This is a genomic window from Flavobacterium paronense (genome assembly GCF_030409795.1).
In the GTDB taxonomy this organism is placed as follows: Bacteria; Bacteroidota; Bacteroidia; order Flavobacteriales; family Flavobacteriaceae; genus Flavobacterium; species Flavobacterium paronense.
Map to the genome: position 1 here is coordinate 2,546,940 of NZ_JAUFQN010000019.1, position 14,209 is coordinate 2,561,148.

The 14,209-nt window shown below is 34.6% G+C and carries 8 protein-coding genes; 2 read left to right on the forward strand and 6 right to left on the reverse strand.

Annotation, left to right across the window (positions count from 1 at the left end; genetic code table 11):
• The first annotated feature begins 2 nt into the window (after positions 1-2).
• Positions 3-1,262: a hemolysin family protein gene (locus QWY90_RS12310; protein WP_290286252.1), complete on the forward strand. Its 1,260-nt coding sequence runs from the start codon at positions 3-5 to the stop codon at positions 1,260-1,262.
• A gap of 108 nt (positions 1,263-1,370) precedes the next feature.
• The gene (locus QWY90_RS12315) at positions 1,371-3,467 is read left to right on the forward strand and encodes a peptidylprolyl isomerase (RefSeq protein ID WP_290286253.1); all 2,097 of its coding nucleotides are present in this window, start codon (positions 1,371-1,373) and stop codon (positions 3,465-3,467) included.
• 55 nt (positions 3,468-3,522) lie between these two features.
• On the opposite strand, the gene QWY90_RS12320 is transcribed toward QWY90_RS12315, so the two are convergent.
• The 6 genes from QWY90_RS12320 to QWY90_RS12345 form a co-directional block, all read right to left on the reverse strand.
• Positions 3,523-4,437, reverse strand: a complete 915-nt coding sequence (locus QWY90_RS12320; RefSeq protein ID WP_290286254.1) for a GYDIA family GHMP kinase — start codon at positions 4,435-4,437, stop codon at positions 3,523-3,525.
• A gap of 2 nt (positions 4,438-4,439) precedes the next feature.
• Positions 4,440-5,756, reverse strand: a complete 1,317-nt coding sequence (locus QWY90_RS12325) for a hydroxymethylglutaryl-CoA reductase, degradative (protein ID WP_290286255.1) — start codon at positions 5,754-5,756, stop codon at positions 4,440-4,442.
• Positions 5,753-8,551, reverse strand: coding sequence for an AsmA family protein (locus QWY90_RS12330; protein ID WP_290286257.1), 2,799 nt, complete (start codon positions 8,549-8,551; stop codon positions 5,753-5,755). The genes QWY90_RS12325 and QWY90_RS12330 overlap by 4 nt, the downstream gene beginning before the upstream one ends.
• Before the next feature lie 120 nt (positions 8,552-8,671).
• Positions 8,672-11,566, reverse strand: coding sequence for a T9SS type A sorting domain-containing protein (locus QWY90_RS12335; protein ID WP_290286259.1), 2,895 nt, complete (start codon positions 11,564-11,566; stop codon positions 8,672-8,674).
• 70 nt (positions 11,567-11,636) lie between these two features.
• Positions 11,637-13,103 (reverse strand): SusE domain-containing protein, encoded by a 1,467-nt coding sequence (locus QWY90_RS12340; RefSeq protein ID WP_290286261.1) that lies wholly within the window; start codon positions 13,101-13,103, stop codon positions 11,637-11,639.
• An 18-nt stretch (positions 13,104-13,121) separates the two neighbouring features.
• Positions 13,122-14,204, reverse strand: coding sequence for a SusE domain-containing protein (locus QWY90_RS12345; RefSeq protein ID WP_290286262.1), 1,083 nt, complete (start codon positions 14,202-14,204; stop codon positions 13,122-13,124).
• Positions 14,205-14,209: the final 5 nt, after the last annotated feature.

The window sequence follows — 14,209 nt, forward strand, 5'->3', positions numbered from 1 at the left end:
TAATGGAAATCGGAATAATCATTCTATGCTTGATACTTTCCGCTTTTTTCTCTGGAATGGAAATCGCTTTTGTTTCCTCAAACAAAATTTATCTTGAAATTGAAAAAAAACAAGATGATTTTATTTCCAAAATCTTAACCAAACTTACCCAAAAACCATCCAAGTTTATTGCCACCATGCTCGTGGGAAACAATGTTTCTATGGTTGTTTACGGGTTTTTTATGGGTGGTTTACTGATGCGTTGGTTTGAAACCATGGGATTACATTTAACCGATTTTTCCAATTTATTGTTGCAAACAACCATTTCAACACTTATTGTTTTAATGACTTCTGAGTTTTTACCAAAAGTGTTTTTTCAAATCTACGCTAATAGTTTTATCAAATTCTTTGCGCTGCCAGCCTATTTTTTCTACAAACTCTTTTATTACATTTCCTCATTTTTGATTTGGGTTTCCGATTATGTCTTGCGAAAATTTTTCAAAACCGAAGGTGATCAAATCAATTTGTCTTTTAGTAAAGTAGAATTGGGAAATTATATTTCAGAACAAATGAATGCCGTTCAAGATCATGAAACTGTTGATTCAGAAATTCAGATTTTTCAAAATGCTTTAGAGTTTTCTGGTGTTAAAGCTAGAGAAATCATGACGCCAAGGACTGAACTTGTAGCAGTTGATTTATACAGTTCTATAGTTGATTTGAGGGACCTTTTTATCGAAACAGGTTATTCAAAAATATTAGTTTACATCAATACGCTTGACGATATTGTGGGTTATGTTCATTCGTTTGAACTTTTTAAAAAACCAAGAAGCGTAAAATCAATTATGATTGCGGTAGAATTCGTTCCCGAAACCATTTTGATAAAAGACGCTATGAATTTGTTGACCAAAAAACGAAAAAGTGTTGCCGTAATTTTAGACGAATATGGCGGAACTTCAGGCATTGTAACCATTGAAGATATCGTCGAAGAATTGTTTGGAGAAATTGAAGACGAACACGATTCTGATGAAGAATTGACGGAAAACAAAGTCGATGATTCAACTTATGTTTTTTCAACGCGTTTGGATGTTGAATATTTAAATGAAACCTACAAATTCAATATTCCCGAAAGCGATTCTTATGAAACTTTAGGCGGATTTATTGTTGACTTTTCTAAAGAAATTCCGCTAAAAGGAACACAAATAACCATTGGTAATTTTCAATTTATCATTGAAGAAGCGACGAATAAGAAAATCGAATTGGTAAAAATGACGGTATTAGATTAATTTCTGAAAAAAAATCAAAAATTAGATGAAATTATAACTGTGTGAGTATTATTATTTCACATATAATTGTATTTTCGCAAACTGAATTAAAAATTAACAAAAATAGAAATGGCAGTTTTATCAAAAATTAGAAAACGTTCTGGCTTACTTTTATTAGCGATAGGTTTTGCTTTATTGTCTTTTGTTGTACAAGATTTGTTTACAAAAGGTTTTAAAAGTTTGTCAAAAGACGTAGGAAGCGTAAATGGAAAAGATATTTCTTTCGATGAGTTTAGAATAAAAGTAGCAAATACTGAAAAGAATGCTCAAGGGCAAAACATGACTTCGATGCAAGCTTCAAACCAAGTTTGGAACCAAGAAGTTCAAGTGGCGCTGCTTAACGCTGAGTTCGAAAAATTAGGAATCCGTGTTGGCGAAAAACACATTGTTGAAGCGTTCAAAGCGGATCCAAATATTGGTTCAAACCAAATGTTCTTAAACGCCGCTGGAAAATTTGACTTAAATAAGTTTAAGGATTATTTCAAACAAGTTCCAAACGGAATGGAAATGTTGAAAGATCAAGAAAAAAATGCTGAGTTAAGAGCAAAGTATGATATCTACAATTCGATGATAAAAGGTGGAATGTATACTACTCAAACTGAAGGAAAATTCAAATACGAAGCAGAAGCTAACAAAGTGAGTTTTGATTATGTAATGGTTCCTTTTTCTACGATAAAAGATAGCGATGTAAAAGTAACTGATGATGAAATCATTGCTTACATGAAAACGAAAGAGAAGAAATTCAAATCGGAAGAATCTCGTGAGTTGGATTATGTGTTGATAGCTGAGAAACCATCAGCACAAGACGAAGCTGAAATTAAGAAAAATGTTGATGCCTTATTATTGCCAAGTGTTCGTTATAATAAAGAAACAGGTAAAAATGACACCATTCAAGGCTTTAGAACAGTAACTGATAATGCTGACTTTGTAAACGCAAATTCTGATGTTCCGTTTGATTCAACTTATATTTCAAAACAAGATTTACCCGCTGAAAGCGCTGAGCAATTATTTAATTTACCAGTAGGTCAAGTTTACGGCCCATACATGAAAGGTAATTACTATTGTATTTCAAAAGGATTAGGCAGAAAATCGGGGGCAAAAGTAAAAGCAAGTCACATCCTAATCAGTTGGGAAGGAACAAAAGTTCCTAACAAAAAAGAAAAAAGAACCAAAGAACAAGCTAAAGCTAAAGCAGAAGGTTTATTAGCACAAGCCCAAGCAAATCCTGGAATGTTCATGATGTTAGCCATGTCAAATTCTGATGATTCCTCTGCTCAACAAGGTGGCGATTTAGGTTATTTTGCGCCTGGACAAATGGTAAAACCGTTCAATGATTTTGTTTTCAATAATCCTATCGGAAAAATTGGTTTGGTTGAAACAGAATTTGGTTACCACATTATCCAAGTAACTGACAAGCAAGATGCGGTTAAACTAGCAACTATTGCTCAAAAAATTCAACCTTCTGAAGCTACGAATGATAAAATCTATACACAGGCAACCAAATTTGAAATGGATGCAGCCAATAAAGATTTTGCAGCTTTGGTAAAAGAAGCCAAATTAACTGCAAGTCCAGCAACCAGAGTAAAAGCTATCGATGAGAATTTTGGCACATTAAGCAATCAAAGACAAATTGTAAAATGGGCTTTTGATGGTGACACTAAAATTGGTAGCGTAAAACGATTTGAAATCGTAAATGTTGGTCATGTTATTGCTAAATTGAAAAGCATTGCGGCAAAAGGATTAATGTCAGTTGAAGAAGCAAGACCTCAAGTGGAGAACATCTTGAAAAACAAAAAGAAAACAGCTAAAATAGAAGCTAAAATGAAAGGCGCTTCAATAGCAGCAATAGCAGCAGCAAATAAAGTTACTGTTATGAACGCAGTTGATTTAACTATTGAAAATCCTTCTATCCCTAATGCAGGTTATGAACCAAAAGTAGTAGGTTTAGCATTTTCATCTAAAGCTGGTCAAGTTTCAAAACCTATTGAAGGAAATTCAGGAGTGTATGTAATCGCTACGAAAGCCGTTACCAAAGCACCAGCAATAACCAAATATGACGATTACATTGCTAAAGTAAAACAACAAGCTGTTGGAAATTCAGGAAGATTTATGCAAGCGTTGAAAGACGATGCTGATATTGAAGACAACAGAGCTGATTTTTATTAATTAGCAATCTGAATGAAATATAAAACCCGTCTCAATACTAACGAGACGGGTTTTTTTATAATATCATTTCACTATAAGGAATCACTACATCAAACCCTTTTTCTTTGAAATACTCAGCTGGGTTTTCTTTGGAGATACTCATCACAAAATCGCCACCCCAAGCGCCTAGACTTTTTATCACGCCATCAAAATCAGGGAACAATGCTTCTTTAACGGTTGGTAATTCTAAAATAGCACTCAATTCAATTTCGTGATTTTGTAAGGCGATGCCAAATTCTTTTAAAGTTGTCGCTTCGATTACCTCTTTTGTAATTGAATTAATTACTTTCAATGCATTTTGAATATTTCCTTGTTTGCCATAATAAGATGCAATCGCCGCTTTACTGTTTTGCTTTTTATTGAGATAAATAAAAAAGATTTTAGCTGTAAAATCAGGTTTGAAATTTACTATTTCAACCACTGGTTTTTCATTGACCAACTGATATACAATTGGACTGTTAGTTTGAGCGCAGGCAATATCGTAACCGCTACCTCCAAAACTTCTTTTTAATAGCTCAAAAGCGTCGATTTGTAGCCATTGGGCAATGTTGTTGATTAAAGTAGAAGAAGTGCCTAAACCCCAAAATTTTGGAAACGTCAATTCGGTTCTAATAGTATATCCTTTTGACTTTGTAATTAAATCAGGATTCATTCTAAAAGCCTCGTGTAAAATCTCGATTAAAGTGTTCTTACTGTTTTTAGCCTCATCAAAACGCTCTTTTCTAATGATGGATACAAACGGAATAGTATCCTCAAACCAAATGCTTCCATCGCTGTCAAAACTTTTCCAATGAATAATTTGTCCTTCAGCTTCTTCAATGATTAGATTTTGACCGAACTTGGTAGGCAAGGCAAACGCTTTGGCACCATCGAGCACCAAATATTCTCCTGTGATGAGTAATTTCCCGTTACTGTAAAAGGTTTGTTTCAAAATTACTTTCTTAATTTCTCAATAAATTCTACAACTGATGCATGCGAAATTGAAGTGTTTTCAAAATGACTTTTAATTATTTTTCGTTCTTCGGCTGTAGTTTGAAACTGATTTAGAATATTATTGATGTGCATTTTCATGTGTCCTTCCTGAATTCCGGTTGTAGTTAATGACCGTAAGGCTGCAAAATTTTGTGCCAAACCTGCAACGGCAACAACTTGCATTAATTCGGGTGCCGACGGTTTTCCCAGAATTTCCAAAGCCATTTTTACTAAGGGATGCAATGAAGTCAAACCACCAACAGTTCCTAAGGCTAATGGAATTTCCATCCAAAAAGTAAATACGCCATTTTCAATTTTGGCATGAGATAAACTCGAGTATTGACCATTTCGCGAAGCATAAGCATGAACGCCAGCTTCGACAGCGCGGAAATCATTCCCTGTTGCCAAAACTACAGCATCAACGCCATTCATAATTCCTTTGTTATGAGTAACTGCGCGGAAAAGTTCAATCTCGGCGATGCGAACGGCCTGCACTAATTTTTCGGCAAACTCTTGTGGGTTTTCAATTTTCTTTTCGGCCAATTCTTCGACTTTACAGGAAACTTCGGCACGAACAATACAATTCGGAACGTAATTCGAAAGTATGCTCATTACAACCGTAATGTCTTTTTCCGAATTATTAAAACCTGCATAATTTTCAGCTTCTTCTTTTAACGTTTTGGCCAATTGTTCCAAACACGAATTGATGAAATTCGCGCCCATGCTGTCTTTGGTTTCAAAAGTCGCATGCAACTGAAAGTAATTTTCTAATTCGGTCGTTTTATTTCGGAGTTCCAAAGATGTGATTCCGCCGCCACGCTTCTGCATGTTTTTGGTAATACTTTCTGTGGAAGCTATTAGATTGGTTTTTATTGTATCGAAAAACGAAGTAAGTTTTGCTGTGTCGCCTTTGAACAGAAAATGCACCTGCCCTATTTTTTCGGTGTTTAAAACAGTAGCTTTAAATCCGCCGCGCGTGCTCCAATACTTTGCTGATTTGGCTGCTGCCGCTACAACCGAACTTTCTTCAATAACCATTGGCACCGAATAATATTTCCCGTTAATTAAGAAATTAGGCGCAATTCCCATTGGTAAATAAAAATTGGAAATGGTGTTTTCAATAAACTCATCGTGCAATTGTTGGAGTTTGGGATCACTGTTCCAATATTGTTTTATTGTAGCAACAGCATCGGCCGGATTGGCAAAATATTCATTGGCAATCCAATTGATTTTTTCTTCTTTGGTTAGTTTTGAGAATCCTGCAATTGCGTTGTTCATGGTTTAGGGTTTGTGGTTTGTGGTTGGGTATTTGCATCAGGAATCTGCCCTTCATCATATTCCGTTTCTTTCAAATCTTCAGATTGTCTTCCCAGACTAACCTTTGGATTGTCTTTAGTTCCGGTAATTTTCATCGGAATACCAATAATACCTAATGGCGGCAATCCCAATCGCATTTTGATGTTTAAATTTCCGTCAAAACTGGTTTGTCCTTCAATTCTTGGACGAAATCCTGCCACTTTGAATTTAAACCGTTCGATGTTTATGATGTTATTTTTGATTTTAGTTTTGATATCTACTTGAGATAAATCAGGATTTTTGATAGCTTCTTTTCCTGTTTTTCTGCTTACTGCACCAAACATTTTAAAGCCTTTCATTTTTACCTTTTTTACAGAAAGTGTTCCGCCACCAACAAGCGATGGGAAAACAGGCTGCATATTACCGTCTAATTTTCCAGCCACTTGGTAATCTAACGAAATAATTCCTTCAGCGTTTTCGGCTGCAGAAGCCATCTCGCGGAATAGTTTTACTTCTTTGTAAGCCCGTTTTACATCGAAATCTTTGGCCAAAATTTTGAAATCAAAAGACGCTTTGTTTGGCGATTCACTTCCGTAAACAATATCCATTTTGACATTGCTTCCAACGATATCAAAGCTACTGTTTTTCAGCATCAGTTTACCGTTATTGATGAGCATGTTTCCGTTTAGTTTCTCTAAAGTTAAATCCTGAAAATTTAATTTATCCGCGACAGCGTGAAACTGCAAATCGAAATTACTTGGAATAACGATTACTCCAGTTTCTGCCGGCGCTAAAGGTTTTGTATTCTCTTTAAGAATATCCGGAACGGCAGTTTGATTTGTTGAAGCCGACATAAATTCGTCACAATTTATATAACTCGATTGTAATGCGAAATTCCCTTTCAGAATTGCTTTATCTGTCAATACAAAGTCGATTATATTTTGCAGATATCCGTTCATTTTAAAATCGGACTGCCCATAATTGGCAACGAAATCATTGAAATTCATTTTATCCTGATTGAAAACAAATGTTCCTTCTTTGATGATGAATGGTTTTGGCAAATATTCAGAAGTGGTTTTAATGTTGCGTAGTTTCAACGTTCCGCTGTTGTGTAGGTTTTTATAATTGCCTTTCATCGCGTCGTTTTGCGAACCTTTGAAAGTAACATCCGCATTTACATAACCTTCTAAATCCAAACCTTTTCGGGAGAAGACTTTATAGATTTTTCCTAAATCCAATTCGCCTTTAGCTTTAATATCGTAGTTGATATTGTCGAAATTCTTCAATCTGGCATTTACAAAAATTGGCTTTCCTTCAAATTCAAATGAGGCTGGCGTAATGTTTATTTTTAAATCTTTGGTAGAACCTTCTGTATCTAAAATAGTCGCCAAAAGATTGATGTTCTTTATCGGATTTGGATAATAAATCGTTTTTATATAGCCGTTTTTCAAGGCTATTTTGCCATTGGTTACCGGAATTTTATTGTGCTTTTTATCGTAAACTCCGTTAGATTTGATGTCCATATTTAGAATGCCTCGCAAATCCATATTTTGCAAACCAAAGGCTTTATTCATTTTGCCTAGATTGATTTTAGATTGAATTCGAGCTGCAATTTGTGGCTTTGCTATTCCAACCGTTTTGACAATGGCTTTGAAATAATCTTTATCAACATTGAAGAAAACAGAATCAATATTTACCCTCAACTTTTCGGTGTCGAGCGATGGTAATTTGGTGTCAAAGTTTAAAAAGATATTGGAAGCCGGAAATGGCGCGTCGTTATAATTAATATAGCCGTCACGAATTTTCATATTGAAAGCCAAATCGGGTTTTTGATTTTTGGAAGCGATGTATTTGCCTTTAAGCGTCAATAGTAAATCGGTACTCCCTTTAACTTTTGATTTGTCAAGCCAGGTAACATAATGTGGTGGTAAGGCAGTGAAAAAATCGTTTAGTTTACTGTCTTGTGATTTGATATTGAAATCCATATCATAACCATTGCTCAAGAAATCGAATTTGCCTTTAAATTCTACAGGCAACTTATTTATTTTTAAATTGTTTTGCTCAAAGATAAATGCCAACGAATTGGTGTTGATTTTAGTAATCAAATCGGCATTTACTTTTTTGTTTTTTAAATACTGTTCGCCATTGTAACTGAAATCAAAATCCTCGATATCGGCTTCCGTATATAAATCGAAAATGGCTTTGTCTAAATCGCCGTTCCCAACGTAATTAAAACCATTGGCATCGATAAGCATCTTTGTGGATTTATCATCATAAATGATATGACTGTTTTCGATAGCAATTTTTTCGAGTCTCAGGGAAGAACCTGAGCTGTCTTTTTTAGTTGAAGTATCTTCTGACTTATAGACATTATAATTGGCTTCACCTTTTTTATTGACTTTTACATTAATCAATGCATTGGAAACGAAAATCTTATCAATATTGACTTTTTTATCAAATAATAACGTCCTGATATTGATTCCAAAAGACACTTCGTTGGCAGCCAATAAAGTTTCTTTTTTATAAGGAGCTGAACCTTTAAGAGAGAAATCAGTAAGTGTTAATGTTAGTGATGGAAAGTGATTGAAGAAAGAAAGGTTAGCTTCTTTAAAATTTAATTCGCCATTTAGTTTATCATTTGCAAACGATTTAACTTCTTGCGCAATCTTCCCGGGGAAAAGTATCGGAATTAAAAACAATAGAAATAGAATAATAACAACTGTAATTCCAGTGATTTTTAGAATTCTAACAAAAATTGATTTTGAAGGTTTTTTCATTAGGCAAAAATAATACTCATAAGCCATACAAAAAAACTTATAGTACAATTTTATGAAAAACAAAAAAGCCACATTTTACAACGTGGCTTTTAAACAAATTAAGCTTTACTAACTCTAACCTTATTGTTTAATTAATTTTAATGATTTTACACTATTATTGTTGTCAATAGCTTTGACTAAATAAACACCATTGCTCAAATCGTTTACATCAAATTGATATTCTTCTGAAGGAATAGTATTAAAAGATTTAACCATTTGACCGGTAATAGAATATATTTCAACTTTAGAAACTTGTCCGTTTATAGTAAATGATTGTGATGTTGGGTTTGGAAACAGATACAAATTACTTGCAAAATCAAATTGGCTTGAACCTAAAGTCACCTGTTTATTACCATAAACTCTGTAGCCTCCTGACTCAATAGCAATGTTCATATTTTGGTCGGTAACATTGATAGATGTATTGTCCATTAGATTATACCACGTCCCTGTAAAAGGAAACCCTGCACCTGTATTAAGCGTATTATCTGAGAAATTGGTTCTCACAAAAACATAGCTCAATGCTGCAGTTTGAGAAGTACTGGTCCAAACATCTAATCTTGGACTTCCCGTTGCGCTTAAATTCCAAGCAAATGAACCATTTTCAAAAACGTCTTCATTTTTCTTTAATTCAATCATTTTTGCCCAACTGTTGTAAATGTTTAATCTGTTAGCATCACCTAACCAATTGTTTGTCCATTGAAGCTGTGGTTTTGTGTCTAATTTACAATCTGGTGCGGTATAAGAAACATTCCCGTTATTACATGTCCATAAAGAAGCTGTATTTCCTAAATCTGCAAAATGCCAAATCATTTTTGGCCCAGGAACTAAAAGATGGACGGCACCCAATGCTGGAAATCTTTGTAAAATTTTAGTTAAGTTACCTTGTGTTTGACCAGCTTCATTAAAAGCTTTGTATCCTACCCTTTCTTCATCATGACTTTCTGCATAACCTACAAATCTGTTAGTTGTAGCATCTGCTACGCCTGAAAGATCTGCATAATTCCCTTTTAATAAATTAGCATAAGGATCGGTCATTTTTCTCCATAGCATAATTCCTTTAGTATCTCCAGAGCGCAAATAATTAGCCCATTCTGTTTCTTCCGTAGCTGAACCGCCTGTTCCTAGATGTTCAAAAATCACTAAAAAATTAGGGTCAAAACTCCATTGTATATCTGCATATTGTTTTAATTTTAAAACTCTATCGGCTAGATAGGAATTGGTACAAGTTTCATCTCCACTTGTACAACTGTTGGTAAATCCTTTTGTTAAATCCCAACGGAAACCGTCAATTTTATAATCTTGAATCCATGTTTTAATTGTTGCGGTAACATACGGGGTTATTACATCTCCACCTGGTCCAGAAGTTCTAAAATGATTGATATCACTTCCAACTCCGTAGGCATGAGTTGCTGTTTGATTAATATACGGATTTTCAGTAGAGGTTCTAAAACCTGTTCCATTAGCCCAACCATCGTTATCTGTATCTAACATCCACATTCTTTCGAGCGGTGAACGACCAAAAACGTGGTTTAAAGCTATATCAAGAATAACAGCAATACCGTTTTGGTGACATAAATCGATAAATTCTTTCAACTTAGCTGGTGGACCATATCTTTTATCGGCTGCCAAATGAAAAACCGAATTATAACCCCAACTTTCATTGCCTTCAAACTCCATTACTGGCATCAATTGGATTGCATTTATTTTTAGATTCTTGAAATAATCTATTCTATTAATCAAATCTTGATACGTTTTGTTAGCATCAAAATCACGAACTAAGACCTCATAAATTGTTAAGTCTTTTTTCTTTGGCTTAACAAAATTAGTTGTGGCAGCACTCCATGTATAATTCCACCATGCTGTTGGTCCGGTTTGTAAAACAGTTACTTCTCTTTGTTGTCCCGGAGCAATATCATTATAAACCGGTAAACCAGGATAGACTCCTAAAGTTATAATTTCAGGATCGTCAAAAGGAGACAAAACAAGTTTTGAATAAGGATCTGCTGTTTTAACAATTGCCGGTGAACCTGTTGGTACATTAACAACATCACAAACCCAATATTGATATGCATACATTTGACCTGGCGTTAAACCTGTTAATTCTAACCAGTATTTTGTAGAACCGGATGCCGTATCTTTTTTCATTGCGTATGCCGCACCTGGTTGCCAGTTGTTAAAACTACCCGCAACGTAAATAAAGCTTTTTGTAGGCGCATTTAATACTAATGTTGCTTTAGTGGGGTCTGTTGGATTGTAATTAATACCATCTGTTAAACCTGTTGGAATAGCAGCGGAAGTGGTTCCGGGATTTATAATAACAGAAAATTTTGGGTTGAAGGTTGTTACTCCTTGTGTAATTCTTAATTCGTAGTTTTTATTTACAGTAACGCCAGTGTCCGTATAAGAATAAGAAGCTGTAGTTGCTGTGTTGATACTAACCCCATTTGCAAAAAGAGTATAAGACGCAGCACCATTTGTATTTGTTGCTGTTACTGTTACGCTGGAATTACTTGCTATTATAGTACTACTATTCAGCAATGGAGTAGATAAAGTATATTGAAAAGCTCCAACAGGTATAAAAATATCAGGTGAAGTTTGTAAAGTAGCATCTGCTGACCTTAAAACTAAACAAATTTCTGTTATTGAATTACTGGCAGAAACCCCAAAATAAGTATATAAATCGGGAGAAATTGACAGTGTGTAATTTGAAGTAGTTCCAACTTGCGTCATTTGCGGTTGCAACGGACTATTAAAAACACTACTACCTTTGATGTTTTGAAATCTTACACCGTTGACCGTAACACCAATATATGCATATATGATTCCCGTGTAAGCAGCAAGACCAGTCCCTGTCTTATTGAATGTAATTGTTGCCGCTTGATCGGCAAGAACTGTAGTGGGAGACGTTGTTACTTGCCCGAATGACAAATGAGTTAACATCATCAAAATTAGCAATGCTAAATAATTCTTTTTCATATCAATTTTCTATTTATAGAAAAGGCTATCAAATAAAAAATGATAGCCTTTCTTTTCACTTTAATTATTATTATTGTGGCAATATAATATAACTGCCATCTAAATCATTAAACCAAACATCATAACTTCCAGTTGCTCCGTTAAATGGGAAATTATTTCCTCCAGCTGCTAATACAGAAGTTCCATACAGCTGTTGTGAACCATTGTATCTCCATACACTTGACCAAGCATCATTAGCTCTGATTAAAAACTCGGCTCCAGAAGTAAAGTTTACACCTAATGAATACCATAAATGTGGATTATTAGCATCTTGTGTAAAATTAACTTCATCAGCATCTCCCCATCCGCCAACTGCAGCTCCAATAATTCCCATTGTTGAATAGGTAGTTGCTACTGAGCCAGTGTAAGGTGTTACTGTAAAACTTCCGCCTTGACCAACAGTTGTGAAACTGTAAGTATAATATCCCGCAGTAGCAACATTAAATGTATTAGGATCACTTCCTCCACCTGGGTTTACTGCTAATGTACTTCCGTCATTTGTTCCCCATTGTGGCTGCCATTGTCCTTTTACTTCTAATAATTTGAATGCTCCAGCGTTAAAATAACCTGTATAAACATAATTATTTGGAACGTTTTGGTTTCTAAAAACTGGAGTGTTATTATTATTATTACTCCATCCTGGTGAAGTTGCACTTCCTACAAGAAATAAATTTGGAAAAGATACATTATAAGGCGTTACAGAAATTGTTCTTGTTAAAGTAGTTCTTGTTAAAACATCGCCACTTTCGTTTGTGTTTTTTGCTTTAATTCGTAAATCAACATTTCCAGCAACTCCTGGAGTTAGACCTATACCTAATGCAACTGCATTTAAAGTAGCATGAGTTACTGCTAAAGTAGTTAAATTGGTACCACTCCCCAAAGAAACTGGCGAGGCAAAATTTGAACCTCCTAAAGCTGCTTCCACTGTGTAATCTACATCGATATTTAAATCTGAAGTTAACACAACATCCGTCCAATTAACTGTCATTGCAGTATCTCCGGAGTTACTAATAGATAGTACAAAAGAAGTTCCACTCGCCGGACCGTTAATAACCGGAGGATTGGTTGGGTATGTTGTAACAAAATACAGTACTGAATTACTTAAAACACTACCAGAATTTATTCTTAAAAATATTGAAATATCTCTAAAATTTTCAACACCTGCCTCACGAATTGCTACATTTAAATCTTGTACAGAAATAGTAAATTCTTTATTACTTGTGCTGCCAAGTGTGGTAACATTGGTAAAATCTCCATCCAATGACATTTCAACAGTGTAACTTGAACTACCCGTTAAATCATCTTTCCAAACCACTGTTAATGCCGGATTTTGAGGAAGTCCAAAATTTAAATAGACCGTATTAATCTCAGGTTCGGTTAATTTAAATTCTGCATCAGGCGAAGTAACTTTTAAATTATCATCTGAACCACAGGAATTTAAGACAAACATCAATGATAGTAATAATATACTACTGATTTTTTTTATGTGTATTTTCATTATACTTTTTTTTAAAGGTTATAAATTTAATGGTATCAAAATGTAATGACCTGTTAAATCATTAAACCAAACATCATAATCATCTTCAACAATTACTGGAATGTTTGAACCATTCAATGTTGCCGTTCCTGAAAAAGAAGTTGAACCTCCCCAAACTGAACTTGTATTTGTTACAAATTTCAAATCACCAGGAGTCAAATGCAAAGTATTTGTATGCCAAATATGATTATCAAATGTTGATTGAGTCATTGCAGTAGTAGCGCTTGCACTTCCTTGAATGGTCATAGAGCTATAATTTACTGCACCTGTGGTTGACAATGGTACAAATGTAAAAGCATTGGTACTATAATTAATCGTAAAAGTATAATACCCCGCTGCTGCTATTGCAGAATTATTGTTAGGAAAAGTTCCAGGATCAGAACCTCCACCTGGGTTAACATTAATTCCTGTCCCACTATTAGTTCCCCACTGTGGCTGCCAAAGTCCTTTTACTTCTAAAACTTTAAATTCTCCAGTAGAAAAATAACCCGCATATCTATATAAATTTGGGTTTGAACCATCTCTAAATAAAGGAGGATTATTGTTATTATTATTCCATCCTGGCTCTGTTGCATTACCTACTAAATAAAAATCTTTAAATGGGTAATTAAAATAAGGATACACATTAAAAGTTATAGTATTTGATGCCACTGGCAAACTACCCGTAGTTCCAATTGTAGTTACCACTCTTGCATAGGCAGCATTCCATTGGAAAGGAGGTAAACCAGCGCTACCAACAGCAGAATTTAATTGGTTAATTGATAGTGTTGCACTATTAGTATTAACGGTTGTAACCGAAACAGGAGTTGTAAATGCTGCATCTTTACTTACTTGAACATTATAAAACACCGCCGTTTGTTGCCCATAATTAGCTGAACTCCAATTTAATGTAATAGCAGGATTATTTGGGTTTACTTGATCAAGTTCTATGTCTGTTATTTCTAAATTTGATAATACAACTGGTGTAGTATCCGCAACTTTAAAATTGGCATTATCATCAGTACATGAACTGATTACCAAAAGAGCACAGAACATTTGTATTAAAATTGATATTTTTTTCATAATTT

Excerpts from the sequence above, each read along its gene's own strand:
- QWY90_RS12315 (WP_290286253.1), top strand. The coding sequence starts at position 1,371 with ATGGCAGTTTTATCAAAAATTAGAAAACGTTCTGGCTTACTTTTATTA.
- QWY90_RS12335 (WP_290286259.1), bottom strand. The coding sequence starts at position 11,566 with ATGAAAAAGAATTATTTAGCATTGCTAATTTTGATGATGTTAACTCAT.
- QWY90_RS12310 (WP_290286252.1), top strand. The coding sequence starts at position 3 with ATGGAAATCGGAATAATCATTCTATGCTTGATACTTTCCGCTTTTTTC.
- QWY90_RS12345 (WP_290286262.1), bottom strand. The coding sequence starts at position 14,204 with ATGAAAAAAATATCAATTTTAATACAAATGTTCTGTGCTCTTTTGGTA.
- QWY90_RS12330 (WP_290286257.1), bottom strand. The coding sequence starts at position 8,551 with ATGAAAAAACCTTCAAAATCAATTTTTGTTAGAATTCTAAAAATCACT.
- QWY90_RS12325 (WP_290286255.1), bottom strand. The coding sequence starts at position 5,756 with ATGAACAACGCAATTGCAGGATTCTCAAAACTAACCAAAGAAGAAAAA.
- QWY90_RS12340 (WP_290286261.1), bottom strand. The coding sequence starts at position 13,103 with ATGAAAATACACATAAAAAAAATCAGTAGTATATTATTACTATCATTG.